The sequence below is a fragment of the Ideonella sp. genome (genome assembly GCF_035254525.1).
Lineage (GTDB): Bacteria > Pseudomonadota > Gammaproteobacteria > Burkholderiales > Burkholderiaceae_C > Ideonella.
In genome coordinates this window covers 48789-71542 of the sequence record NZ_DATFAN010000137.1, presented here as the reverse complement: position 1 = coordinate 71542, position 22754 = coordinate 48789, and the positions used below count along the sequence as shown (strand labels likewise).

The window sequence follows — 22754 nt, the reverse complement described above, 5'->3', positions numbered from 1 at the left end:
GGGCCATTGAGCGAAAAACCGCCATCCGCAAGCCCTAATGCGCCGGCCCGCCCGCCTGCCGTTGCGCTCGTGTCGCCATACCGGCCCGCTTGCCATTGACAGGCTCGGAGCCGGGCCTCAAAAATAGCCGCATAAGCCCTCCCAAAAAGGGCGTCAGGAGGAATTCGACATGGATCTGGTGGGCACCGTCAAATGGTTCAATGACGCCAAGGGTTTCGGCTTCATCGAACCGCAGGGAGGCGGAGACGACGTCTTCGCGCACTTCTCAGCCATCCAGATGGATGGCTTTCGCACCCTCAAGCAGGGCAGTCAGGTGATGTTCGAACTGGTGCAGGGCCCGAAGGGGCACCTCGCGCAGAACATTCGGGCTGTTGCCGGCGCAGTCGCGGGGTCGTCAGAGCGTTCGGCCGGCTGAGCGCAGCGCCCCGGTCCGCCGGGCGGAAGCTTGCACCGCGGGTTCTGGCGCCGCTTCGTCAGAAATGATTCTCGCCGCCGGATGCAGGCGGCCAGAGGGCGTCTGGGCGCCCGATACCCGGTAAAAAGCCCCTGGTTCGCTTGGCGAGACCGGGGGCTTACATCAGGTCACGCGGCACCGCCGCGTTGCCTTACATGTTGTCGATCATCACCTGGCCGAATCCCGAGCAGGAGACCTGCGTTGCGCCATCCATCAGGCGGGCGAAGTCGTAGGTGACCTTCTTGCTCTGGATGGACTTTTCCATCGAGCTGATGATCAGATCGGCGGCCTTGGACCAACCCATGTGGCGCAGCATCATCTCGGCCGAGAGGATCTCGGAACCCGGGTTGACATAGTCCTTGCCGGCGTACTTGGGCGCGGTGCCGTGGGTGGCTTCGAAGCAGGCCACTGAATCCGACAGGTTGGCGCCCGGGGCGATGCCGATGCCTCCGACCTGCGCCGCCAGCGCGTCGGAGATGTAGTCGCCGTTCAGGTTCAGCGTGGCGATCACCGAGTACTCGGCCGGGCGCAGCAGGATCTGCTGCAGGAAGGCGTCGGCAATCGAATCCTTGACGACGATGTCCTTGCCGGTCTTCGGGTTCTTGAACTTGCACCACGGGCCGCCGTCGATCAGCTCCGCGCCGAACTCGCGCTGGGCCAGCGCATAGGACCAGTCACGGAAGCCACCTTCGGTGAACTTCATGATGTTGCCCTTGTGCACGATCGTGACGCTGGGCTTGTCGTTGTCGATGGCGTACTGCAGGGCCTTGCGCACGAGGCGTTCGGTGCCTTCGCGTGACACCGGCTTGATGCCGATGCCCGAGGTATCGGGGAAACGGATCTTCTTGACACCCATTTCCTCGATCAGGAACTTGATGATCTTCTTCGCCTTGTCGCTTTCGGCTTCCCACTCGACACCGGCGTAGATGTCTTCCGAGTTCTCGCGGAAGATCACCATGTCGATCTTCTGCGGCTCTTTCACCGGCGAAGGCACACCGGCGAAGTACTGCACCGGGCGCAGGCAGACGTAGAGGTCGAGCTCCTGGCGCAACGCGACGTTCAACGAGCGGATGCCGCCGCCGACCGGCGTGGTCAGGGGGCCCTTGATCGACACCACGTAGTCGCGCAGTGCAGCCAGCGTCTCTTCGGGCAGCCACACGTCCGGCCCGTAAATCTTGGTCGACTTCTCGCCGGCGTAGATCTCCATCCAGTGGATCTTCTTCTCGCCGCCGTAGGCCTTCGCGACCGCCGCGTCCACCACCTTGATCATCACGGGCGTGATGTCGAAACCGGTGCCATCACCCTCGATGTACGGAATGATCGGGTTGTTCGGGACGTTGAGCGAGAAGTCCGCGTTCACGGTGATCTTCTGGCCGCCCTCGGGCACCTTGATGTGCTGGTACATGTCGCTTGGCTCCGCGCTTCGTGGTGGTAGGTTGTGAAAAGGGATTTCGGAAACTGAAATTCTAGTGCAGCCCACCTGTCAGTCGGCTGACCACCCTGACGCAGGCGGGCCTACGAGACGCAAAAGGCGATGGCTTGACGGATCAGGTCATGGCCGAGCGCCCAGGCCGAGGCGGCGGCGAGCAGCCCGCCGGCCACGCGAACGGCCCCACCGGTGACCCGGGCCGACAGGACCTGCGCCGACGCGCCCTGCCCGCTCGCCCAGCGGCCCCAGAGCCAGGGCGCCAGGCCCAAGGCCGGGGCCGAGGCCACCGCAAAGACCCCCATCACCGCCGCCCCGCCGGCGGCACTGTTGGCCAGTGCCGCGACCATCAACGCCGATTGCAGCAGGCCGCAGGGCCAGGCCACCCAGGCCAGACCCGCGGCGCCCGCCTTCGCCGGCCCGTGCACGCGCTGCCAGCCGCTACCGGCCGGCGCGGCCGAGCGCTGCGCGCCCCGGCCGATCCGCTCCAGCCACTCGGGCTGTCGGCCACGCACCAGCAGCCAAAGGCCGAGTGCCAGCGCGGCAATGTGCAGCAGTGTCCATAGCGGACGCAGCGCCGGGCTCCATGCGCTCCAGCGGGCGAGTGCCCCGACGCTTGCGGCGGCGACCGCCCCGGCCAGCGCGTAGCCGACCAGCCGCCCGACATGAAAGGCTGACCAGGCATCCCGCCCGCGGCCGGCACCGGTGCAAGCGCGAACCGCCGCGGCGCTCGGTGCCGCACACATCGCGACGCAGTGAACCGAGCCGGCCAAGCCCAGCAACAACGCCGTGAATGCCAGCGCCAGGTCCACGCTAGATGATGCGCGAGAAGCGCTCGCGCACCTTGTCCGCTCGCAGGTGCTTGTCGAAGACCATCGCGATCGCGCGCACGAAGAACCAGCCGGGCGCGGTCACCTGCACCGCTGCGGGCTCGATCGTGACCAGCCCTTGCTCGGCGAACGGCTCGAGCTCGGCCAGCTCGGTGCGGAAGTACTCCCGCACGTTGACCAAGTAAGCCAACTCGACCGATTCGAACTCGAGTCGGCCCTGGCACATCAGCGCCATGATGACAGCGCGACGCAGCAGGTCGTCGCGGGTCAGCGCGAGCCCGCGCACGACCGGAAACTGGCCTTGGCGGATCGCGTCGTAATACTCCGGCAGCGTCTTGGCGTTCTGGCTGTAGGTCGCACCCATGCGGCCGATCGCCGACACGCCCAGACCGACCAGGTCGCAGTCCGGCTGGGTGCTGTAGCCCTGGAAATTGCGGTGCAGGCGGCCCTGGCGCTTGGCCGCGGCGAGCGAGTCGCCGGCCAGCGCGAAATGGTCCATGCCGATGTAGGTGTAGCCGTGCGCCAGGAACCCGTCGATCGCGCCCGACAGCATCGCCACCCGGTCTTCCGGGGGCGGCAGTTGCTCGGCGTCGATGCGCCGTTGCGGCTTGAAGCGCTGCGGCAAGTGCGCGTAGGCGTACAGCGCGATGCGGTCGGGGCGCAGTTCGCTAACCTGTGCCACGGTGCGGGCGAACGACGACGGCGTCTGCTTGGGCAGGCCGTAGATCAGGTCGACGTTGATCGACTCGAAGCCGAGCCGCCGTGCGTCCAGCATCAGGTCGCGCACCATCTCAAACGACTGCACGCGGTGGACGGCCTTCTGAACCTCGGGGTCGAAGTCCTGGACTCCGAAGCTGACACGGTTGAAGCCCATGCGGCGCAATGCCTCCAACCGGGCGGCCGAGACCGTGCGGGGATCGACCTCGATCGACACTTCAGCGCCCGGCGCGATGCGGAACGCCTTGCCGATGTCGGCCATCAGCCCGCCGAGCTCCTCGTCGCTCAGGAAGGTCGGCGTGCCGCCGCCGAAGTGCAGCTGGGAAACGACTTGCGGTGCCCCAAACGCGTCGGCGTGCAGCTGGATCTCGGCGCGCAGGGCCTCGAGGTACTCGACGGCCCTGCCGTGCTGGCGGGTGATGACCTTGTTGCAGGCGCAGTAGTAGCAGACCGATTCGCAGAACGGGATGTGCACGTACAACGACAGTGGCGTCTTACCGCCGACCGTGGCCCCCTCGGCACGCTGGCGCAGCGCACGCAGATAGTCGGCCGGGCCGAAGGCTTCGACAAATCGGTCGGCAGTCGGGTAGGAGGTGTAGCGCGGGCCCGGCACATCGAACCGGCGCAGCAACTCGATCGGCAACCCCGTGGCGTTTTCCGGCCGGGCTCCGCCCGGTGTGGCGGCGCGTACATCGTCAGGCATGGTCAGCATGGGGCCGATGGTGCCTTCGAAGGCAGGGGGTGGACCTTGATCTGGCTCAAGCCCTATCCAGCCGCAAGGGCCAAGAATACCCCGACCCTTGAGAAGGATCATGTCCTTGCACGACCCCATGACAGAAGCCACCGCCCGCGCGAAAACCCAGGCCTTCAAGGTCGCCTGCTCCAGCTGCAACCTGCGCGAGCTCTGCTTGCCCGTCGGGTTGAGCCGGGAAGACCTGGAACGGATGGACACGCTGGTGGCCACGCGCCGCGGCGTGCCGCGGGGCGAAACGCTGTTTCGTGCCGGAGACGAATTCGAGTCGCTCTATGCGGTGCGCACCGGTTTCTTCAAGACCTGTGTGTCCTCGGAAGATGGGCGCGACCAGGTTACCGGCTTCCAGATGGCGGGTGAGTTGCTGGGGCTGGACGGCATCAGCAACGACCACCACTCGTGCGACGCGGTCGCGCTCGAGGATTCGCAGGTCTGCGTGATCCCCTTCGAGCAGCTGGAAAACCTGTCGCGCGAATTCACCGACCTGCAGCGCCAGTTCAACAAGATCATGAGCCGCGAGATCGTGCGCGACCATGGCGTGATGCTGCTGCTGGGGAGCATGCGCGCCGAGGAGCGACTGGCAGCGTTCCTGCTGAATCTCACCCAGCGTTTGCAGGCACGGGGCTTCTCCCCCTCGTCGCTGATCCTGCGCATGACGCGCGAAGAGATCGGCAGCTACCTGGGCCTGAAGCTCGAAACGGTGAGCCGCACCTTCTCGAAGTTTCAGGACGAGGGCCTGCTGGAAGTGAAGCAGCGTCAGATCCGAATCATCAACCAGGCCGGCCTGCAGCAGTTGATCAACGGCGCGGCTTGCTGAAGGCCCCCACGCTCCCTTCCGGTCGCTGCCCGCCGGGGGGCTCTTGCGGCGGACCGGCTGAGCCGGATCCGCGCAAGCACCCTGCCTTCAGTCACCGTGCATCGGGATGCACGAGGAACTGGGTGATCGATGACGCCAGTGAGATCACGACCCAGAAAAGCAGGAAGGCCACGGAATAGAGCGTCGTCGGCTGCCACTCGATCGGCGTGCTGCCGAACCACTGCAGGTGGTGCGGGTCGACCACCGCGAAGACCACGGTCTCCAGCACGCCGGCCATCACGAAGGCGGGCCAGAGGATGCACAACGCTCGGGTCGATTTCTCGGTCGGCGGTGTCGTCATGTGGAGCGTCCGGCGGCGGTGATGGCGGCGTGGGGATGCGTCAGCGCTTGGGCGTGGCGGCGTGATTGCGAGCCTGCAGTGCCGGCGTCATCGCGTCGGGCGTCGACGTACGTTCGCTCACACTGCCTCGCTCGCCCGGCCCGAGCACCGGGTCGGCTCCGCGCACCGCAATCACAGCGGTGGCCAGGCTGGCCACCACGACCGTCAACGGCCCGCCGATGACCAGCCACACCATCGGCACGCGCCACCACGAGGTGGGCTTTTCCTTCCCGGCATCTGCCGGGGTGGCGGGGAGTCGTTCGATGGCTTGCATGATGTCTGTCCTGCTTCCGTCTGAGTATCGCCGCATCAGCGCGGCACGATGAAGGTGGATTTCTCGGTGACCTGAACGACGCTGCCGTCATCGCCGAGGCGGTCGACGTGGAACTGGATCGCGTGGGCGCCGTCGCCGGCCTGCATCGCCGCCTCGGGCGGAATCTGCACGCCCAGCGTCAGCCAGCGGGCTTCGGCCGGCTGCACGCTGAGTTCCGCCTCGCCGGCTACTGCGATGCCCGGCAGGCCGCTGACGCCGACCCGGTAGCGCTGCGGCTGCTCGGTCGCGTTCATGATCTGCAGACGGTAGACGTTCTCGATCCGGCCTTCATCCACCAGCCGCGCCAGCGTGGCGCGATCGCGCACCACGTCGACCCGGAAGGGGCTGCGCAGCGCGATGCTGGCCACGAAAGCAGCGCAGATCAGCACGAGGATCGAGGTGTAGACCAGCACCCGCGGTCGGACGATCCGCTGCACGATCTGCCGCCACCGCAGGTGTTCCTTCAGGCTGTTCTGCGTGGCGTAGCGGATGAGCCCCCGTGGGTAGTTCATCTTGTCCATGATGCCGTCGCAGGCGTCGATGCACGCGGCGCAGCCGATGCACTCGTACTGCAGGCCCTTGCGGATGTCGATGCCAGTCGGGCAGACCTGCACGCACAGGCTGCAGTCGATGCAGGTGCCCAGGCCAAGCTGCTTGATGTCGGCCTTGCGCGGGCGCGAACCGCGCGGCTCGCCGCGCTCGGTGTCGTAGCTGATGATCAGCGTGTCGTGGTCGAACATCGCGCTCTGGAAGCGCGCATACGGGCACATGTACTTGCAGACCTGCTCGCGCATGTAGCCGGCGTTGCCATAGGTGGCAAAGCCGTAGAACAGCACCCAGAACCACTCCCACGGGCCGAAGCCGAGCGTCAGCGCCTCATTGACGAGTGTGCGAATCGGCGTGAAGTAGCCGACGAAGGTGAAGCCCGTCCACAGGCCGATGGCGATCCAGGCACCCTGCTTGGCTGTCTTGCGCCACACGCGCTCCAGGGTCCACGGGCCCGCGTCGAGCTTCATGCGCCGGTTGCGGTCGCCTTCGATCTTCTCCTCGACCCACATGAAGATCTCGGTGTAGACCGTCTGCGGACAGGCATAGCCGCACCAAAGGCGCCCGGCGACCGCAGTGAACAGGAACAGCGAGTAAGCCGAGATGACGAGCAGGCCCGTCAGGTAGATGAAGTCCTGCGGGTACAGGACCAGGCCGAAGATGTAGAACCGGCGCGAGGCCAGGTCCAGCAGCACGGCCTGCCGCTCGTTCCAGGTCAGCCAGGGAAGGCCGTAGAACAGCAGCTGCGTGAACCAGACCAGCGCCCAGCGCCAGGTGGCGAAGGTGCCCGAGACGGCCCGGGTGTAGATCTTGCGCTGCTTCTGGTAGAGCGAAACGACCGCTTCTGATCCATCGTCGCCTGCGGCGGGGGCCGCAGGCGCTGGCGTGGCAGTGGTGGCCGTTTCGCTCACGCCGCTCACTTACTTCTCGGCGACCTGGGTCGGGTGCGACAAGTTCCAGACGTAGGCGGTCAGCACCTTCACCTGCTCGGGCGTGAAGCGCGGGCCCTGCGGCGGCATCACGTTGGTCTTGCCGTTGTTGACCATCGCGATGATCGCGGCCTCACCCCAGCCGTGCAGCCAAACCTTGTCCGTCAGGTTGGGCGCGCCGATCGCTTGATTGCCCTTGCCGTCGGGTCCGTGGCAGGCGGCGCAAGCAGCGAACTTCGGCTTGCCCAGCTGGGCGGCCACCGCGTTGTGCGGGCTGCCCGACAGACTCAGCACATAGTTGGCCACGTTCTTCACGTCGTCCGAGGTGCCAACTGCGGCAGCCATCGGCGGCATCATGCCGGTGCGGCCATCCAGTATGGTCTTGTGGATGTACTCCTCGCCGGTGCCGCCCAGCCAGTCGCCGTCGGTCAGGTTCGGGAAGGACTTGCTGCCGCGCGCGTCGGCACCGTGGCACTGGGCGCAGTTGTTGACGAACAGCCGCTCACCGATCGCCATCGCCTGCGGGCTCTTGGCCAGTTGCTCGGCGCTCTGGTTGGCGAACGCGGCATAGACCGGCGCCATCGCGGCACGCGCCTTGTCCTGCTCGGCCTGCCACTGGCCGGCGCTCGACCAGCCGAGGCTGCCTGCCATGCTGCCCAGGCCGGGGTACAGCGCCAGGTAGATGGCCGAGAAGATGACCGTCACGACGAACAGGCCCATCCACCAGCGTGGCAGCGGGTTGTTCATTTCACGCAGGTCCTCGTCCCAGACGTGCCCGGTGGTGTTGTCATTGGCCATCACGCGGCGGCGGCTGGCCACCATCAACAGGATCAGGCAGAAGACCAGACCCGCGATGGTGATGCCGCCGACATACACGGACCAGCCGGCGTTGAAGAAGTCGCTCATTGCTTGTTGCTCCGTTGCGAGTCGTCAGTGGTGTCGTCGCCAGCCCATGCCGGCCCTTCGTCGGCAAACGGCAGATGCGCCGCTTCCTCGAAGGCCGGCAGGCGCCGCCGATTCATCGTCCAGGCGATCAGGCCCAGGAACAGCACCAACGACAGCACAGTGATCAGACTGCGCCAGGTGTTGACATCGAATTCCATGCTTCGGCTCCCGTCACTTGCGGGCAGTGCCCAGCACCTGCAGGTAGGCGATCAGGGCGTCGAGTTCGGTCTTGCCCTTGACTTCGTCGCCGGCCTTGGCGATCTCGTCGTCGCTGTAAGGCACGCCGACCACGCGCAGCGCCTTCATCTTGGGCGCCATGTCGGACGGGTTGATCGTGCCTTGTGCCAGCCACGGGTAGGCGGGCATGTTCGACTCCGGCACCACGTCACGCGGGTTGTTCAGGTGAACCTTGTGCCACTCGTCGCTGTAGCGGCCGCCGACCCGTTGCAGATCCGGCCCGGTTCGCTTCGAGCCCCACTGGAAGGGGTGGTCGTAGACGAACTCGCCGGCCACCGAGTACGGGCCGTAGCGCAACGTCTCGGCGCGGAACGGGCGCACCATCTGCGAGTGGCAGTTGTAGCAGCCCTCGCGCAGGTAGATGTCGCGGCCGGCCAATTGCAGCGAGGTGTAGGGCTTGAGGCCCTCGACCGGCTGCGTCGTCGAGCGCTGGAAGAACAGCGGGACGATCTCGACCAGGCCGCCGAAGGCGACCGCGGCCAGGATCAGCACGATCATCAGGAAGTTGCTGGTCTCGATCTTTTCGTGACCGCCAACGTTGTGGGCATGTGCCATGTGGTGTTCTCCTTGTTTCCTCAGGCGGCGGCGGCCACGGCGGGGATGGTCGCCGGTTGCACCTTGCCGCTGCGGATGGTCATCACCGTGTTCCAGCCCATGATCAGCATGCCGGTCAGGTACAGCAGGCCGCCGAGCACGCGGATCACGTAGAACGGATAGGTCGCCTTCACGCTCTCGACGAAGCTGTAGACCAGCGTGCCGTCGGGGTTGACCGCGCGCCACATCAGGCCCTGCATCACGCCGGCAATCCACATCGCGGCGATGTAGAGCACGATGCCGATAGTGGCAATCCAGAAGTGCAGCTCGATCGCACGGGTGCTGTACATCGTCTTGCGGCCCCACATGCGCGGGATCAGGAAGTACAGGGCACCGATCGACACCAGGCCGACCCAGCCGAGCGCGCCGGAGTGCACGTGGCCGACGGTCCAGTCCGTGTAGTGCGACAGCGCGTTGACCGTCTTGATCGACATCATCGGCCCTTCGAAGGTCGACATGCCGTAGAACGACAGCGAGACGATCAGGAACTTCAGGATCGGGTCGTCACGCAGTTTGTGCCACGCACCCGACAGGGTCATGATCCCGTTGATCATGCCGCCCCAGGAAGGAGCCAGCAGCACCAGCGAGAACAGCATGCCGATCGACTGCGCCCAGTCCGGCAGCGCGGTGTAGTGCAGGTGGTGGGGGCCCGCCCACATGTACGTGAAGATCAGGGCCCAGAAGTGAACGATCGACAGGCGATACGAGTACACCGGGCGCTCGGCCTGCTTCGGGATGTAGTAGTACATGATCCCGAGGAAGCCCGCGGTCAGGAAGAAGCCCACCGCGTTGTGGCCGTACCACCACTGGACCATCGCATCCTGCACGCCCGCGTAGGCCGAGTAGCTCTTCGTCAGGCTGACCGGGATCTCGGCGCTGTTGACGATGTGCAGCAGGGCCACGGCGATGATGAAGGCGCCGAAGAACCAGTTGGCGACGTAGATGTGCTTGACCTTGCGCGTGCCGACGGTGCCGAAGAACACGATTGCGTAGGCCACCCAGACGACCGCGATCAGCAGATCGATCGGCCATTCGAGCTCGGCGTATTCCTTGCCGGTCGTCAGCCCCAGGGGCAAGGTGATCACCGCGAGCACGATGACGAGGTTCCAGCCGAGGAAGGTGAACATTGCCAGCTTCGGCAGGAACAGCGTGGTCTGGCAGGTGCGCTGGACCACGTGGTAGCTGGTGGCGAACAGCACGCTGCCGCCGAAGGCGAAGATCACTGCGTTGGTGTGCAACGGGCGCAAGCGGCCGTAGCTGAGGAACGGTATCCCGAAATTCAGTTCGGGCCACGCCAGCTGCGAGGCGACGATCACCCCCACCAGCATGCCGACGATGCCGTAGATCACCGCCGCCAGCGCGAACCCGCGCACGACGGTGTCGTTGTAGGCCGGACGCACCGGCGCTGAAGCAATTGCCATCGATTGACTCCTCATGCCCGCGTCTTTGCAGGCCCTGCGGGATTGTTCGGCGAGGTAACCTGAAACCACTTGATCGGTATCAACCGTTGTCGGGCTCGTCGAAGATTCGCTCGCCTTCGCGTTGCAGATCGTCGAACTGCCCTCTGTGCAAGGCCCAGCCGAACAGGCCGATGATCGCGAGCACGAGCACGGCGGACAGAGGGATCAGCAGGTACAGGATGTCCATCGATTTGCTCGGTTGTCAGTTGCGTGAAGGCTCGCGGTTCCCCGAAAGGCGCAGCGAATTCATGACCACCAGCAGCGAGCTGCAGGCCATGCCCAGGCCCGCAGCCCAGGGCGGCAGGTAGCCTGCGAGCGCAAGCGGCACGCAGGCGAGGTTGTAGGCGGCGGCCCAGCCGAGGTTCTGCCGCGTGATCTGCAGCATGCGTCGGGCGAGCCGCCGTGCGGCCACGAGGTCGGCCAACCGGTTCGAGACGATCACCGCATCGGCATGCACCCGCGTCACCATCGCGCCGCGGCCCATCGCGAACGACACGTCCGCCTGGGCCAGCACCGGCGCATCGTTGACGCCATCACCCACCATGCCGGCGCGCTCGCCGGCCGCCTGCGCCGCAGCCAGCGCTGCCAGCTTGGCCTGCGGGGTCGAATCGCCGCGCGCATCGGTCAGGCCCAGGCGCGCCGCCAGTCGCTCGGCACGGGCCTGGCTGTCGCCCGACAGCAGCGTCAGCTTCACGCCCTCTTGCTGCAGCGCCTGCACCGCTCCGGCGGCATCGGCGCGCAGACGCTCGTCGAAATCGAAGCGCAGGCACAACTCGGCGCCCGCCGCACCGAACCAGACGGCCGGCAGGGGGCTCGCGCCCTCGCCCGCCCCGGCCCGATCGCCACAGACCCACTGCCGGCTGCCCAGCCGCCAGGCGCGGCCGCTCGCATCGCGCGCTTGCAGGCCCTGGCCCGCCAGCTCGTGCACCTGCGCCCAGCCGGGTGATGCGGCTGCGGGCGGCGGAGCCGCCGCCAGCGCCTGCGCCAGCGGGTGGCTCGACCAGCGTGCCAGCGCGATGGCCGCGGCCACCTGGGTCGGTGGCGCCACGTCGCCCAGCGGCGCATTGCTCGAGTCGACAAGCTGCGTGCCGACCCAGGTCGGCTGGTCCTCCGTCAAGGTACCGGTCTTGTCGATGAACAGGCGGTCGATGCGTGCCAGCGCCTCCAACGCATCGAGGCGCTGCAACATCACGCCACGGCGCGCCAGTGCCCCGGCCGCGGCCACCAGCGAGGACGGCACGGCCAGCGACAGCGCGCATGGGCAGGTGACGATCAGCACGGCGACAGCCACCCCGATCGCGCGCGACGGCTCGATCCAGCTCCACGCCACGGCGGCGACGGCCGCCGACACCAGCACCGCCCAGAGGAACGGCCCCGCCCAGGCATCGGCCTGGCGTGCCAGCGCCGGTCGCTGGGTCAGCGCCTGGCGCATCAGGCTGACGATCGCGCCGTGTCGCGTGTCGGCGCCCACCCGCTCGACCCGCACCAGCACCGGCGCGCCCAGGTTGACGCTGCCACCGACGACCTCGTCGCCCTCGCCGCGCGGCACGGGCAGCGACTCGCCGGTCAGCAGGCTTTCGTCGACCTGGGTGCAGCCGCTTTCCAGCCGGCCATCGGCCGGGAAGCTGGCACCCAGCGCAACCTGCACCCGGTCGCCTGGACGCAGGCGGTGCACGCTGATGGTCTCGGCCGCGCCGGTTTCGCTCAGCCGTTGGGCCGTTTCCGGCATCGCCGCCAGCGCCTGTTCCAGGCTTTCCGCCGCGCGGTGGCGCGCCAGTGTTTCGAGATAGCGCGCGCCCAGCAGGAAGCTGACGAACATCGCCAGCGAGTCGAAGTACACCTCGTGGCCGAAAACGCCGCCCGGATCGAAGGTGGCGCCGCTGCTGGCGACGAAGCTCACCGCGATGCCCAGCGCCACCGGCACGTCCATGCCCATGCGTCGCTGCCGCACCGCACGCCAGGCGCCCTGGAAGAAGGGGCCGGCCGAGAACAGCAGGACCGGCATGCTCAGCAGCCAGCTGCCCCAGTTGAGCAACTGCCGCAGGTCCGGCGCCAGCTCACCCGCGCCCGCCACGTAGCTGGGTGTGGCGAACATCATGATCTGCATCGCGCAGAAGCTCGCCACGAACAGGCGCCACAGCGCCGTGCGGCGCTCGCGCTGGCGCAGTGCGCGGGCCGGTGCGGCCGCATCGGGCAAGGCGTCGTAGCCGGCAGCGCGCACCGCCTGGATCACGGTCGACAGCCGGGTGTGCTCGGGGCACCAGCGGACCTGCGCGCGCTGCCCGGCGGCGCTGACCTCGGCGCGCTCGACGCCGGCCACCTGGATCAGCGCCGATTCGATGATGCCGGCGCAGGCGGCGCAGTGCATGCCCTCCAGCAGCAGGCTGGTCTCGGCCACGCGCCGGCCGGCGCTGTCTGTCTCCCAGCGGGTGCTGGCCTGCTGTTCGATCGGGTCGTCGAGCACCGCCAGGTCGTCGTTGGCGGCCGGGGTGGGCATGGCGGCCGCGTCCAGCGCCGGGGCGAAGGAGGCGGCGGGCTGGTTCATTGGAACGGCGGAGCGGTTTGGCGGCGAGATGTTCGGACGCAGCCTGTCGGCGCCATGCCTCCTGCTGCGTTCGATAATCTACCGATCGACCCCCACCCCCGACATGACATTGATCAAGACACGCCGTGTTCCTGCTGCCTTGTTGGCCGGCCTGGCCGCCCTCGCGCTCAGCCATTCCGCGCCGGCCGCGCCGGATGGCCAGCCGCAGCAACTTCCGACCGTGACGCTGCACGCCGGCATGCACAACATCGTCGCCCAGGTGGCCAAGACCGGCGAGCAGCGCCAGACCGGGCTGATGTACCGCCAGCAGATGGCCGGCCACGAGGGCATGATCTTCGTGTTCGAGAGCCCGGCCACCCAGTGCTTCTGGATGCGCAACACGCTGATCCCGCTGTCGGCAGCCTTCGTGGCCGACGACGGCAGCATCGTCAACATCGAGGACATGAAGCCGCTGTCGGACGAATCGCACTGCTCCAGACAGCCGGTGCGTTTCGTGCTCGAGATGAATCAGGGCTGGTTCGCCAAACGCGGCCTGAAGACAGGCTCGCGCCTGACGGGGCCGCTGTTCAACTGACCCCCCTCGGCCGGCCTATGCGGCCAGCGTGATCGTGAAGCGCAGGCCGGCAACATCGGGCCGCGACGCGGCGTCGATCCGGCCGCCCAGCCGCAGCACGACCTCGCGGGCGATGGTGAGCCCGAGCCCGGTGCCGCCGTCGTTGCGCAGGTCGGCCCGCTCGCCGCGCCAGAAGGGCTCGAACAGCCGCGACAGCTGATCGGCCGGCACGCCGGGGCCGTCGTCCTCGACCTCTACCACCGCCCCGCCTTCGGCCCGAGGCGCCACGCGCAGCGTGACTCGGGGGCCGCCGTAGCGCAACGCGTTGTCCAGCAGGTTGTTGACCACCTCGCCCAGCCAGATCGGATGGGCCCGCGCCGGCACCGGCGCCTCGGGCGCCTCGAGCACGATGCTGCGCCCCTGGCGCAGCGCCTGCAGCACCAGCGGCTCGGCCGACTCGCGCAACAGCGGCACGAGGTCCATGGTCTGGTGCTCGCCGTCCATCGACAGTGCGGTCTCGGAGCGCGCCAGGCTCAGGAGTTGCCCGATCAGGCGCGACAGCCGGTCGGTCGAGCGTTCGAGCTGGGCCAGCATCGGGCGCCAGGAGGCTTGGTCGCCGGGCGCTGCAGCCAGTTCCTCGGCCAGGTTCTGCGCCAGCACGCGAATGCCGGCCACCGGCGTGCGCAACTGGTGCGCCGCATCGGCCACGAAGCGCCGTTGCAGCTGGACGGACGACTCGACGTTGGCGAGCAGGCTGTTGATGCGCTCGATCAGCGGCACCGCCTCGCGCGGCACGTTCTGCAGCGGCAAGGGGCGCCAGTCCTGCGCGTCGCGCAGAGACACCTCGGTGGCCACGTCGCGCAGCGGCTGCAGGCCGCGGCGGATGCCCCAGCCGATCATCGCGAAGGTCACGGCGCCCAGGGCGAGCGCCGGCAACACGATCGACAGCTGCAGGTCGCGCATCAGCACCGTGCGCTTGTTCTTGGTCTCCACGACGATCACCGAGACCGAGCGGTCCAGCATCGGCGACTTGAGCGAGAACACCGCGCCGCGCACGGGCTCGCCGTCGAACTCGGCGTCGAACAGGCGCGGCTGCGCGAAGCCGGCCTGGCGCAGCCGCGCGTTCGGCACCGGCACGTGCGAATCGCCGGCAAGCGTGTTGCCCTCGACGTCGACCATCGCATAGCCGTTGCGATCGTCGCGGTCCCAGGTGACGATCTCCATCGCCTGGCGCGACAGATCGAGCAGCGGCCCGCGGTCGGACCAGGTCACCTTGGCGGCCAGCGCGCTGACCTCGTCCTGCAGGCCGCGGTCGAAGGCGACGTTGGCGCTGGTGCGCGCCAGCCAATAGGCCCCGATGACCGCGGCGAGCAGGCCGATGCCCCAACTCCACAGCAACGGGCGCAGGAGCGCCCGCCGCACGCTCGGGCCGGCAACGGCCGGCTCAGGCGGGCGAGCCATGGCTGCCGGAGGCGGCCTCCATCAGGTAGCCGAAGCCGCGCACGGTGCGGATCACGACGCCAAGGTCGGCGAAGCGCTTGCGCAGGCGGTGGACGTAGACCTCGACCGAGTTCTCGCTGAAATCGGCTTCCCAGCTCGACATGCGGGCGACGATCGAGTCCTTGGGAACGACGCGGCCGGCCTTCTGCATCAGCAACTCGGTCAGCGCCAGTTCGCGCGGGCTCAGCGCGATTCGCTGGCCCTGGTGGGTCAGCTCACGGTGGGCAAGGTCGAGCTTCAGTTCGCCGCACTGCAGCACCTCGTCGATCCGGCCCTGGGCGCGGCGCTTCAAGGCCCGGATGCGGGCCAGCAGCTCGGGCAGGTCGAAGGGCTTGACGAGGTAGTCGTCGGCACCGGCGTCCAGGCCCTGCACGCGGTCGTGCAACTCGTCGCGCGCGGTCAGCAGCAGCACCGGCATGCGGATGCCCTTGGCGCGCCAGTGGCGCAGCACCTCCATGCCGTCGCGCCGCGGCAGGCCGAGGTCGAGGATGCCCAGATCGTACTGGCCCATCACGCCCTCGGTCATCGCCTGCTCGCCATCGTGCAGCACGTCCACCTGCCAGCCCTCGCGCTCGAGGCCCCGCGCCACGCCCAGGCTGAGCGCCGGGTCGTCTTCCACCAGCAGGATCCGCATCTGTCTCCTCGTCGATCTTGTCGTCGTCCGTGGGGCGCGAGCGTAACAAAAACAAAAGCCGGCGCGGGGCCGGCTCGGTGGTCGATGCGTCCTCGGGTCAGCCGAAATTCTTCTCCGCGAACGACCAGTTCACGAGCGAGTTCAGGAAGGTCTCGACGAACTTCGGGCGCAGGTTGCGGTAGTCGATGTAGTAGGCATGCTCCCACACGTCAATCGTCAGCAGCGGCTTGTCGCCGGTGGTCAGCGGGGTGCCGGCGGCGCCCATGTTGACGATGTCGACCGAGCCGTCGGCCTTCTTCACCAGCCAGGTCCAGCCCGAACCGAAGTTGCCGACGGCGCTCTTGGCGAAGGCTTCCTTGAAGGCCGCGTACGAGCCCCACTTGGCGTTGATCGCAGCGGCCAGCGCACCGCCGGGCTCGCCACCGCCGCCCTTCTTCAGGCAGCTCCAGAAGAAGGTGTGGTTCCAGATCTGGGCGGCGTTGTTGTAGATGCCGCCACTGGACTTCTTGACGATGTCTTCGAGCGGCATCGATTCGAACTCGGTGCCTTTCTGCAGGTTGTTCAGGTTCACCACATAGGCGTTGTGGTGCTTGCCGTGGTGGTACTCGAGCGTTTCGCGGCTCATGTGCGGGGCGAGATCGTCCAGGCCGAACGGCAGCGGCGGCAGGGTGTGTTCCATGCTTTTTTCCTTTCGAGGTGGGCGCGGCGCCTTGTCCAGCGCACGGCAGTGAGGTTGAGCGGCGGCATTGTAGGCAGCGCTTGCCGCCTGACACGGGGCTAAGGGTGATCGGCGGCCGGGGCGCCAAGGTTCACTTCATCGACGGTCGCGCGCGCGGTGCCGTCGGACCACACAGCCCTCAGCGTCTGCCCGGCTTGCAAGCTGTGTGCCGAGACGATGGCCCGTCCATCCTCCGCTTCGACCCAGGCGTAGCCGCGCGACAACACCCGCCGCGGGTCCAGCGCCGCCAGGCGGGCCGCCTCGGCCCGCAGCCGGTCGGCCTGGCGAGCCTGCGCGCTGCGCGCCGCCTGCACGAGGCGCTGGCTGCGATGGGCGAGCGCCACGCGCTGCGCCTCCAGCGAGCGACTGAGGGTGGCGCCGTGCCGCTGCGCGAGGGCGGCCAGCCGGGCCTGCTCGGTGCCCAGGCGCTGCGCCGGGCGCTGCAGGCGCAGGGCCAGTGTGTCGAGGCCCTGCGACGCACCATCGAGCCGCTGGCGCACCCGGCGCGACAGTGTCTGCGCCCTCGCCTGCAAGGCCTGCAACAGGGCCTCGCGCTCGGGCGCAGCGAGCTCGGCCGCCGCGGTCGGTGTCGGCGCGCGCAGGTCGGCGGCGAGGTCGGCCAGCGTCACGTCGGTCTCGTGGCCCACGCCGCAGACCACCGGCAGGTGCGACGCCCGCACCGCCCGCACGACCCGCTCGTCGTTGAACGCCCACAAGTCTTCCAGCGAGCCGCCACCGCGGCACAGCAGGATCAACTCGACATCGGCAAGCCCGTTCGCCTGCGCGAGCGCCTGCACGATCGCTTCGGGCGCCTGAACGCCCTGCACCAACGTGGGGACGAGCACCACACCGACCTGCGGCGCCCGGCGCGCCAGCGTGGTCAGCACATCGTGGATCGCCGCGCCGCTGGGCGAGGTGACGACGGCCAGCCGACGCGGAAAAGCCGGCAGCGGCCGCTTGTACGCCATGTCGAACACGCCCTGCGCCTCGAGCCGGGCCTTCAGGCGCAGGAACTCCTCGTACAGGGAGCCGACGCCGACCCGCTGCATTGACTCGACGATCATCTGCAGCTCGCCGCGCGCCTCATACACCGCGAGGCGGCCACGCAATTCCACCTGCTGCCCGTCCTGCGGGTTGAAGGGCAGCATCAGTGCGGCGCGACGGAACATCGCGCAGCGCAGGCCGGCGTTGGCGCCGGAGCCGTCCTTCAGCGTGAAATAGCAGTGCCCGCTGCCGGCGCGGCTGAAGCCCGACAGCTCACCGCGCACCGCGACGGCGGCAAAGCGCGCCGCCAGCGCGTCCGAAACGGCCAGCAGGAGGCCGGCCACATCCCAGACCCGAAGGCCGGGTACTGCGTTGGGTTCCATCGGGTTGTTCACCGGCGCCGGAGCGCCTGTTTTTTGTGCAACGCGTCGGCAGGCCGCGCCGTTGCAGGCTTCGTGAAGGTTGCGCGCCGCTTGCCCACAGTGTTTTCCACACACGCTGTGGAAAGCTGAGTGGCCCCGGGGCGAAGGCCGCGACGAACGATCAGTTCATAATCGCGCGTCTTTCGTTTCGGGCCTTGGCGCCTACAGGCATCTTGCTGTCGATCATACAAGCCGCCGGCTGGCCGATCTGGCCCCTGCTACTGTGTTCCGTGGCCGCGCTGGCCCTCATCATCGAACGGGCTGTCGCGCTGCGCCGCGCGCGCGTCGCCCCCCCGGGGCTGGTCGACGAGGTGCTGCAGGTGCTGCGCCAGGGCGTGCCCTCGGCGGATGTGCTCGGCAAGCTGGCGTCAAACTCCACGCTCGGCCTGTTGCTGGCGAGCGGCATCCGGGTTGTCGCGCAGGACCCGCGTTGCAGCGAGACGCTGCTGCGTGACGCGTTCGAGGCCGCCGGCCGCAACGCTGCGCACCACCTGGAGCGCTATCTGAACGCGCTCGCGACCATCGCCTCCGCGGCGCCCCTGCTCGGCTTGCTCGGCACGGTGATCGGCATGATCGAGATCTTCGGCTCGCAGTCGCCCGGCTCGGGCAGCAACCCGGCGCAACTGGCACATGGCATCTCGGTGGCGCTCTACAACACGGCCTTTGGCCTGATGGTCGCCATTCCGTCGCTGATGTGCCACCGCTACTTCCGCGGGCGCGTCAACGACTACCTGCACGACATGGAGCAAGGCGCCGAGCGCGTGCTGCACCACATGCTGTTGCGCCTGGCGGCGCGCAGTTGAGCGCAGGAGACCGGCGATGGCGATGAATTTCCGCGGCGACCGCCACGACGAGCCCGAGATCAACCTGATCCCGTTCATCGACGTGTTGCTGGTGATCCTGATCTTCCTGATGCTGTCGACGACGTACTCGAAGTTCACCGAGTTGCAGTTGACGCTGCCGGCTGCCGACGCCGACGCGGCGCGCGACAGGCCGGCCGAGATCATCGTGGCCGTGGCCGCAGACGGGCGCTACCTCGTCGACCGGCAGCCGGTGGAAGGCCGCAGCGTCGAGCTGCTCGCCGCCGCATTGCGCGCCGCGGCCGGCCAACGCCAGGACCCTTTCCTCATCATCTCGGCCGACGCCACCGCGGCGCACCAGTCGGTGATCAACGTGCTGGATGCCGCCCGCCGCGCCGGCTTGGTGCGCGTGACCTTCGCCGCCCAGAGCTCGGCGCAGGCCGGCACCTCGCCTTGAGCCACCGCTGGGCCGAGGCCCTGCAGGCGCACTGGTGGCGCCCACGGGCGAGCCTGGCGATGCGCTTGCTTCAACCCTTGTCGATGCTGTATGGCGCGCTGGCCGCCGGCCACCGCGCATGGCAGCGATGGCGCGCACGCCATCGGGCCGCGCCGCTCGGCGGCTGCCCCGTCATCGTGGTGGGCAACCTGGTCGTCGGCGGCGCCGGCAAGACGCCGACCGTGATCGCACTGGCCGAGTGGCTGCGCCGTGAAGGCTGGCGGCCTGGGGTGGTTTCGCGGGGCTACGGCCGGATCGATGGGGACGCCATCGTGGATCTTGGCGCCGACACCCCCGCCGCTGCAGCCGGCGATGAACCGCTGCTGATCCACCGCCGCACCGGCGTGCCGGTGGTCGTGGGTCGCGACCGCATCGCCGCCGCGCGAGCGCTGCTCGATCATCACCGCGAGGTCGACATCCTGCTGTCCGACGACGGTTTGCAACACCACCGCTTGCCTCGTGACGTGGAGATCGTCGTGTTCGACGACCGCGGCGCCGGCAATGGCCTGATGCTGCCGGCCGGACCGCTGCGCCAGCCGCTGCCCGCTCACTTGCCGGCCCAGATGCAGGTGCTGTACAACGCCACGCGGCCCAGCACGCGACTGCCCGGCACGGTGGCCCGCCGCGCACTCGCCGGCGCGATGCCGCTGGACGCGTGGTGGCAGGGCCGCCGCGAGGCCGTGCAGCCGCTGGATGCGCTGCAAGGCCGCCTGTTGCTGGCGGCGGCCGGCATGGGCGACCCCGAGCGCTTCTTCGGCATGCTCGAGGCAGCTGGGCTGACCATCCAGCGGCTGCCGCTGCCCGACCACGCCAGCTTCGCGCCCCTGCCCTGGCCCGCCGACACGTCCGAGGTGCTGGTGACGGAGAAAGACGCCGTCAAGCTGCCGCCGGAGCGCGTGGGTGCCACCCGCGTGTGGGTGGTGGCGCTAGACTTCGCGCTCCCTCCCGAGTTCACGGCGGCGCTGCGCCAGCGCCTGCCCGATCCGGCCGACCGCGCCACCCCCTCACTGCCACGATGAACATGGATCACCGCCTGATCGAGATGCTGGTCTGCCCGGTCTGCAAAGGCCCGCTGCAATTGCGGCGCGACGAGACCGCGCGCCCGGTCGAATTGCTCTGCCCGGCCGACCGGGTGGCCTACCCGATACGCGACGGCATTCCGGTGATGCTCGACAGCGAAGCTCGCCACCTGGCGCCTGAAGAGGAGTGATGGACTTCACCGTGCTGATCCCGGCGCGGCTGGCGTCGACGCGCCTGCCGAACAAGCCATTGGCCGACATCCACGGCAAACCGATGGTCGTGCGGGTCGCCGAGCGCGTGGCCGAAGCGGGCGCCACGGCGGTCTGGGTGGCGGCCGACGATCCGAAGACCGTTGCCGCCTGCGAAGCGCATGGCGTGCAGGCGCTGCTGACCCGGCAAGACCATGTGAGCGGCAGCGACCGCCTGGCCGAAGCCTGCGAACAACTCGGCCTGAGCGGCGACGACCTCGTCGTCAACGTCCAAGGCGACGAGCCCTTGATCGACCCGGCGCTGGTCAGCGCTTGTGCCAGCCTGCTGGCCGAGCGGCCCGATTGCGCCGTGGCGACCGCCGCCCATGACATCACCGATCCGGCCGATTTCGTGAACCCGAATGTCGTCAAGGTCGTTTGCGACCGGGAAGCGCGCGCGCTGTATTTCAGCCGCGCCCCCCTGCCCTGGTGGCGCGATGCGTCGAGCCCCGGTGCGCCGGCGCTGCCGCCCGGCCAAGCCTTGCGTCACATCGGCCTGTACGCGTACCGCGCCGGCTTCCTGCGCCGGTTCCCCACCCTGGCCGCCGCCCCGATCGAGCAACTCGAGTCGCTCGAGCAGCTGCGCGTGCTGTGGCATGGCGAGCGCATCGCCGTGCACCGCGCAGCCCAGGCGCCCGCGGCCGGGGTCGACACGCCGGAGGACCTGGCCCGCGTGCGCGCCCTGCTGCGTCCGCGCTGAGCCGGCCCGGCCTGTCAGCCAGGCGCAGGTTTGCACATGCTATCCTGCCCCGCAACAGTGCGGCGGGCCGCCCGCGCCCAGCGCCGGGCCCATCGAGCACTACAGCCGTCCGGCACGGCTGTCACAGAATCATCTTCACTGAGACAACCACCATGCGATTGATCCTGTTGGGCGCACCCGGCGCCGGGAAAGGAACCCAGGCGGCTTTCATCTGCCAGAAGTACGGCATCCCGCAAATCTCCACCGGCGACATGCTGCGAGCGGCCGTCAAGGCCGGCACGCCGCTCGGGCTGGCCGCCAAGAAGGTGATGGACGCCGGTGCGCTGGTCAGCGACGACATCATCATCGGCCTGGTCAAAGAGCGCATCGCGCAGCCGGACTGCGCCAAGGGCTTCCTGTTCGATGGCTTCCCCCGCACCATCCCGCAGGCCGAGGCGATGAAGCAGGCCGGCGTCAAGCTCGACCTCGTGCTGGAGATCGACGTGCCCGACGAAGCGATCATCGAGCGCATGAGCGGCCGCCGCGTGCATGTGGCCTCGGGCCGCACCTACCACGTCAAGTACAACCCGCCGAAGGTCGCCGGCAAGGACGACGCGACCGGCGAAGAGCTCATCCAGCGCAAGGACGACGAGGAAGCCACCGTGCGCACCCGCCTGCAGGTCTACCAGCAGCAGACCCGCCCGCTGGTCGACTACTACAGCCAATGGGCCGCCACCGGCGATGCACAGGCGCCCCGCTACGCGAGGATCTCCGGCCTCGGTACGGTCGAGGAGATCACGGCCCGGGCCCTGCAAGCGCTCGGCTGAGTGCACCGCGGCGCGCCGCCGCGGACCCGTTGATCAGAGGCGGCCGCATCTCGGCCGCCTTTTCTTTTGACGCACAATTGACGTTTACGTCAACGTCAATCGGGCCCTCGGCCCCCTCGAACATCAGGAGCATTCATGGACATCTCCGGCAAGGTCTTCATCGTCACCGGCGGGGCATCGGGCCTGGGCGAAGGCACGGCGCGCATGCTGGCGGCCAACGGCGGCAAGGTCGTCATCGCCGACCTTCAGGCTGACAAGGGCGAAGCGCTGGCGAAGGAACTCGGCGGCGTGTTCGTGCGCTGCGACGTGAGCCAGGAAGCCGACGGCCGCGCCGTCGTCGCTGCCGCGACGGGCCTGGGCAAGCTGATGGGCCTGGTCAACTGTGCCGGCATCGCCCCGGCGGTGAAGACCGTCGGCAAGGACGGCGCCCACCCGCTGAACACCTTCACCAAGGTGGTCACGGTAAACCTGATCGGCAGCTTCAACATGATCCGCCTGGCCGCCGAGGCCATGTGCAAGAACGAGCCGGAATCCACCGGCGAGCGCGGCGTGATGATCAGCACCGCCAGCGTCGCCGCCTACGACGGCCAGATCGGCCAGGCCGCCTATTCGGCGAGCAAGGGCGGCGTGGTCGGCATGACGCTGCCCATCGCCCGCGACCTCGCCCGCAACGGCATCCGCAACATGACCATCGCCCCGGGCATCTTCGGCACGCCGATGCTCTTCTCGATGCCCAAGGAAGTGCAGAACGCGCTGGCCGCCAGCGTCCCCTTCCCCAGCCGCCTCGGCAAGCCAGAGGACTACGCCAAGCTGGTGCACCAGATCATCACCAACGACATGCTCAATGGCGAGGTGATCCGGCTGGATGGGGCGATCCGGTTGGCGCCGAAGTGATCAGCGGATCGGTTGGACCGGACCCTGCATGGATGC

Annotated in this window: 26 protein-coding genes; 10 read left to right on the top strand and 16 right to left on the bottom strand. The window is 68.4% G+C overall.

What is annotated here, in order from left to right:
• Positions 1 to 169: 169 nt before the first annotated feature.
• Entirely contained in the window at positions 170 to 415 is a 246-nt protein-coding gene (locus VJ693_RS13800; protein ID WP_324154982.1) for a cold shock domain-containing protein, read from the top strand.
• Positions 416 to 605: 190 nt separating this feature from the next.
• On the opposite strand, the gene icd is transcribed toward VJ693_RS13800, so the two are convergent.
• From icd to hemN, 3 genes are all read right to left on the bottom strand, one after another.
• Positions 606 to 1859 carry an NADP-dependent isocitrate dehydrogenase gene (gene icd / locus VJ693_RS13795; RefSeq protein ID WP_324154980.1) on the bottom strand — a complete coding sequence of 418 codons (1254 nt, stop codon included), beginning with the start codon at positions 1857 to 1859 and terminating at the stop codon, positions 606 to 608.
• Between the two features lie 110 nt (positions 1860 to 1969).
• Positions 1970 to 2692 carry a sulfite exporter TauE/SafE family protein gene (locus VJ693_RS13790; RefSeq protein WP_324154978.1) on the bottom strand — a complete coding sequence of 241 codons (723 nt, stop codon included), beginning with the start codon at positions 2690 to 2692 and terminating at the stop codon, positions 1970 to 1972.
• Between the two features lies 1 nt (position 2693).
• Positions 2694 to 4130 (bottom strand): oxygen-independent coproporphyrinogen III oxidase, encoded by a 1437-nt coding sequence (hemN, locus tag VJ693_RS13785; RefSeq protein ID WP_324155032.1) that lies wholly within the window; start codon positions 4128 to 4130, stop codon positions 2694 to 2696.
• A 109-nt stretch (positions 4131 to 4239) separates the two neighbouring features.
• On the opposite strand from hemN, the gene fnr reads away from it, so the two are divergent.
• Complete coding sequence (gene fnr, locus VJ693_RS13780; RefSeq protein ID WP_324154977.1) at positions 4240 to 4995, top strand: fumarate/nitrate reduction transcriptional regulator Fnr; 756 nt, start codon at positions 4240 to 4242, stop codon at positions 4993 to 4995.
• Between the two features lie 91 nt (positions 4996 to 5086).
• On the opposite strand, the gene VJ693_RS13775 is transcribed toward fnr, so the two are convergent.
• The 9 genes from VJ693_RS13775 to VJ693_RS13735 form a co-directional block, all read right to left on the bottom strand.
• Positions 5087 to 5335 carry a hypothetical protein gene (locus VJ693_RS13775; protein ID WP_324154975.1) on the bottom strand — a complete coding sequence of 83 codons (249 nt, stop codon included), beginning with the start codon at positions 5333 to 5335 and terminating at the stop codon, positions 5087 to 5089.
• Positions 5336 to 5375: 40 nt separating this feature from the next.
• Positions 5376 to 5648, bottom strand: coding sequence for a nitrogen fixation protein FixH (locus tag VJ693_RS13770; RefSeq protein WP_324154974.1), 273 nt, complete (start codon positions 5646 to 5648; stop codon positions 5376 to 5378).
• Positions 5649 to 5683: 35 nt separating this feature from the next.
• On the bottom strand, positions 5684 to 7144 hold the full coding sequence (ccoG, locus tag VJ693_RS13765) for a cytochrome c oxidase accessory protein CcoG (RefSeq protein ID WP_324154972.1): 1461 nt from the start codon (positions 7142 to 7144) through the stop codon (positions 5684 to 5686).
• Positions 7145 to 7153: 9 nt separating this feature from the next.
• Positions 7154 to 8068, bottom strand: a complete 915-nt coding sequence (gene ccoP, locus VJ693_RS13760) for a cytochrome-c oxidase, cbb3-type subunit III (RefSeq protein ID WP_324154970.1) — start codon at positions 8066 to 8068, stop codon at positions 7154 to 7156.
• Positions 8065 to 8265, bottom strand: a complete 201-nt coding sequence (locus VJ693_RS13755) for a cbb3-type cytochrome oxidase subunit 3 (RefSeq protein WP_324154969.1) — start codon at positions 8263 to 8265, stop codon at positions 8065 to 8067. Before VJ693_RS13755 ends, ccoP begins: the two co-directional genes overlap by 4 nt.
• Before the next feature lie 13 nt (positions 8266 to 8278).
• Complete coding sequence (gene ccoO / locus VJ693_RS13750) at positions 8279 to 8899, bottom strand: cytochrome-c oxidase, cbb3-type subunit II (protein ID WP_324154967.1); 621 nt, start codon at positions 8897 to 8899, stop codon at positions 8279 to 8281.
• Positions 8900 to 8919: 20 nt separating this feature from the next.
• Positions 8920 to 10359: a cytochrome-c oxidase, cbb3-type subunit I gene (gene ccoN, locus VJ693_RS13745; RefSeq protein ID WP_324154965.1), complete on the bottom strand. Its 1440-nt coding sequence runs from the start codon at positions 10357 to 10359 to the stop codon at positions 8920 to 8922.
• A 79-nt stretch (positions 10360 to 10438) separates the two neighbouring features.
• Positions 10439 to 10585 carry a cbb3-type cytochrome oxidase assembly protein CcoS gene (gene ccoS, locus VJ693_RS13740; protein WP_324154964.1) on the bottom strand — a complete coding sequence of 49 codons (147 nt, stop codon included), beginning with the start codon at positions 10583 to 10585 and terminating at the stop codon, positions 10439 to 10441.
• Between the two features lie 15 nt (positions 10586 to 10600).
• Positions 10601 to 12943, bottom strand: a complete 2343-nt coding sequence (locus VJ693_RS13735; RefSeq protein ID WP_324154962.1) for a cation-translocating P-type ATPase — start codon at positions 12941 to 12943, stop codon at positions 10601 to 10603.
• 103 nt (positions 12944 to 13046) lie between these two features.
• Between VJ693_RS13735 and VJ693_RS13730 the strand changes: the two genes are divergently transcribed.
• On the top strand, positions 13047 to 13517 hold the full coding sequence (locus VJ693_RS13730; protein ID WP_324154960.1) for a DUF192 domain-containing protein: 471 nt from the start codon (positions 13047 to 13049) through the stop codon (positions 13515 to 13517).
• A 15-nt stretch (positions 13518 to 13532) separates the two neighbouring features.
• Here VJ693_RS13730 and VJ693_RS13725 read toward each other — a convergent pair whose 3' ends face one another.
• The 4 genes from VJ693_RS13725 to xseA form a co-directional block, all read right to left on the bottom strand.
• The gene (locus VJ693_RS13725; protein ID WP_324154958.1) at positions 13533 to 14957 is read right to left on the bottom strand and encodes a sensor histidine kinase; all 1425 of its coding nucleotides are present in this window, start codon (positions 14955 to 14957) and stop codon (positions 13533 to 13535) included.
• Positions 14941 to 15630, bottom strand: coding sequence for a response regulator transcription factor (locus VJ693_RS13720; protein ID WP_324154957.1), 690 nt, complete (start codon positions 15628 to 15630; stop codon positions 14941 to 14943). Before VJ693_RS13720 ends, VJ693_RS13725 begins: the two co-directional genes overlap by 17 nt.
• A gap of 97 nt (positions 15631 to 15727) precedes the next feature.
• Positions 15728 to 16309: a superoxide dismutase gene (locus VJ693_RS13715; protein ID WP_324154955.1), complete on the bottom strand. Its 582-nt coding sequence runs from the start codon at positions 16307 to 16309 to the stop codon at positions 15728 to 15730.
• A 98-nt stretch (positions 16310 to 16407) separates the two neighbouring features.
• A complete protein-coding gene (xseA, locus tag VJ693_RS13710; RefSeq protein ID WP_324154954.1) occupies positions 16408 to 17715 on the bottom strand; it encodes an exodeoxyribonuclease VII large subunit in 1308 nt (435 codons plus the stop codon).
• Between the two features lie 212 nt (positions 17716 to 17927).
• Between xseA and VJ693_RS13705 the strand changes: the two genes are divergently transcribed.
• The 7 genes from VJ693_RS13705 (at position 17928) to VJ693_RS13675 (ending at position 22718) form a co-directional block, all read left to right on the top strand.
• Positions 17928 to 18557: a MotA/TolQ/ExbB proton channel family protein gene (locus VJ693_RS13705; protein WP_324154952.1), complete on the top strand. Its 630-nt coding sequence runs from the start codon at positions 17928 to 17930 to the stop codon at positions 18555 to 18557.
• Between the two features lie 22 nt (positions 18558 to 18579).
• Positions 18580 to 19011: a biopolymer transporter ExbD gene (locus tag VJ693_RS13700; RefSeq protein WP_324155031.1), complete on the top strand. Its 432-nt coding sequence runs from the start codon at positions 18580 to 18582 to the stop codon at positions 19009 to 19011.
• Positions 19008 to 20069 (top strand): tetraacyldisaccharide 4'-kinase, encoded by a 1062-nt coding sequence (lpxK, locus tag VJ693_RS13695; RefSeq protein WP_324154950.1) that lies wholly within the window; start codon positions 19008 to 19010, stop codon positions 20067 to 20069. The genes VJ693_RS13700 and lpxK overlap by 4 nt, the downstream gene beginning before the upstream one ends.
• Positions 20070 to 20071: 2 nt before the next feature.
• Complete coding sequence (locus tag VJ693_RS13690) at positions 20072 to 20260, top strand: Trm112 family protein (protein ID WP_324155029.1); 189 nt, start codon at positions 20072 to 20074, stop codon at positions 20258 to 20260.
• Positions 20260 to 21018: a 3-deoxy-manno-octulosonate cytidylyltransferase gene (gene kdsB / locus VJ693_RS13685; RefSeq protein ID WP_324154948.1), complete on the top strand. Its 759-nt coding sequence runs from the start codon at positions 20260 to 20262 to the stop codon at positions 21016 to 21018. The genes VJ693_RS13690 and kdsB overlap by 1 nt, the downstream gene beginning before the upstream one ends.
• A gap of 152 nt (positions 21019 to 21170) precedes the next feature.
• Entirely contained in the window at positions 21171 to 21824 is a 654-nt protein-coding gene (adk, locus tag VJ693_RS13680; protein ID WP_324154946.1) for an adenylate kinase, read from the top strand.
• A 135-nt stretch (positions 21825 to 21959) separates the two neighbouring features.
• The gene (locus VJ693_RS13675; RefSeq protein WP_324154944.1) at positions 21960 to 22718 is read left to right on the top strand and encodes a 3-hydroxyacyl-CoA dehydrogenase; all 759 of its coding nucleotides are present in this window, start codon (positions 21960 to 21962) and stop codon (positions 22716 to 22718) included.
• Positions 22719 to 22754 lie beyond the last annotated feature (36 nt).

What these genes read in the sequence shown, in the direction of transcription:
- VJ693_RS13800 (WP_324154982.1), top strand. Translation starts at nt 170, where the DNA reads ATGGATCTGGTGGGCACCGTCAAATGGTTCAATGACGCCAAGGGTTTC.
- icd (WP_324154980.1), bottom strand. Translation starts at nt 1,859, where the DNA reads ATGTACCAGCACATCAAGGTGCCCGAGGGCGGCCAGAAGATCACCGTG.
- hemN (WP_324155032.1), bottom strand. Translation starts at nt 4,130, where the DNA reads ATGCCTGACGATGTACGCGCCGCCACACCGGGCGGAGCCCGGCCGGAA.
- fnr (WP_324154977.1), top strand. Translation starts at nt 4,240, where the DNA reads ATGTCCTTGCACGACCCCATGACAGAAGCCACCGCCCGCGCGAAAACC.
- VJ693_RS13775 (WP_324154975.1), bottom strand. Translation starts at nt 5,335, where the DNA reads ATGACGACACCGCCGACCGAGAAATCGACCCGAGCGTTGTGCATCCTC.
- VJ693_RS13770 (WP_324154974.1), bottom strand. Translation starts at nt 5,648, where the DNA reads ATGCAAGCCATCGAACGACTCCCCGCCACCCCGGCAGATGCCGGGAAG.
- ccoP (WP_324154970.1), bottom strand. Translation starts at nt 8,068, where the DNA reads ATGAGCGACTTCTTCAACGCCGGCTGGTCCGTGTATGTCGGCGGCATC.
- VJ693_RS13755 (WP_324154969.1), bottom strand. Translation starts at nt 8,265, where the DNA reads ATGGAATTCGATGTCAACACCTGGCGCAGTCTGATCACTGTGCTGTCG.
- ccoO (WP_324154967.1), bottom strand. Translation starts at nt 8,899, where the DNA reads ATGGCACATGCCCACAACGTTGGCGGTCACGAAAAGATCGAGACCAGC.
- ccoN (WP_324154965.1), bottom strand. Translation starts at nt 10,359, where the DNA reads ATGGCAATTGCTTCAGCGCCGGTGCGTCCGGCCTACAACGACACCGTC.
- ccoS (WP_324154964.1), bottom strand. Translation starts at nt 10,585, where the DNA reads ATGGACATCCTGTACCTGCTGATCCCTCTGTCCGCCGTGCTCGTGCTC.
- VJ693_RS13735 (WP_324154962.1), bottom strand. Translation starts at nt 12,943, where the DNA reads ATGAACCAGCCCGCCGCCTCCTTCGCCCCGGCGCTGGACGCGGCCGCC.
- VJ693_RS13730 (WP_324154960.1), top strand. Translation starts at nt 13,047, where the DNA reads ATGACATTGATCAAGACACGCCGTGTTCCTGCTGCCTTGTTGGCCGGC.
- VJ693_RS13725 (WP_324154958.1), bottom strand. Translation starts at nt 14,957, where the DNA reads ATGGCTCGCCCGCCTGAGCCGGCCGTTGCCGGCCCGAGCGTGCGGCGG.
- VJ693_RS13720 (WP_324154957.1), bottom strand. Translation starts at nt 15,630, where the DNA reads ATGCGGATCCTGCTGGTGGAAGACGACCCGGCGCTCAGCCTGGGCGTG.
- VJ693_RS13715 (WP_324154955.1), bottom strand. Translation starts at nt 16,309, where the DNA reads ATGGAACACACCCTGCCGCCGCTGCCGTTCGGCCTGGACGATCTCGCC.
- xseA (WP_324154954.1), bottom strand. Translation starts at nt 17,715, where the DNA reads ATGGAACCCAACGCAGTACCCGGCCTTCGGGTCTGGGATGTGGCCGGC.
- VJ693_RS13700 (WP_324155031.1), top strand. Translation starts at nt 18,580, where the DNA reads ATGAATTTCCGCGGCGACCGCCACGACGAGCCCGAGATCAACCTGATC.
- VJ693_RS13690 (WP_324155029.1), top strand. Translation starts at nt 20,072, where the DNA reads ATGGATCACCGCCTGATCGAGATGCTGGTCTGCCCGGTCTGCAAAGGC.
- kdsB (WP_324154948.1), top strand. Translation starts at nt 20,260, where the DNA reads ATGGACTTCACCGTGCTGATCCCGGCGCGGCTGGCGTCGACGCGCCTG.
- adk (WP_324154946.1), top strand. Translation starts at nt 21,171, where the DNA reads ATGCGATTGATCCTGTTGGGCGCACCCGGCGCCGGGAAAGGAACCCAG.
- VJ693_RS13675 (WP_324154944.1), top strand. Translation starts at nt 21,960, where the DNA reads ATGGACATCTCCGGCAAGGTCTTCATCGTCACCGGCGGGGCATCGGGC.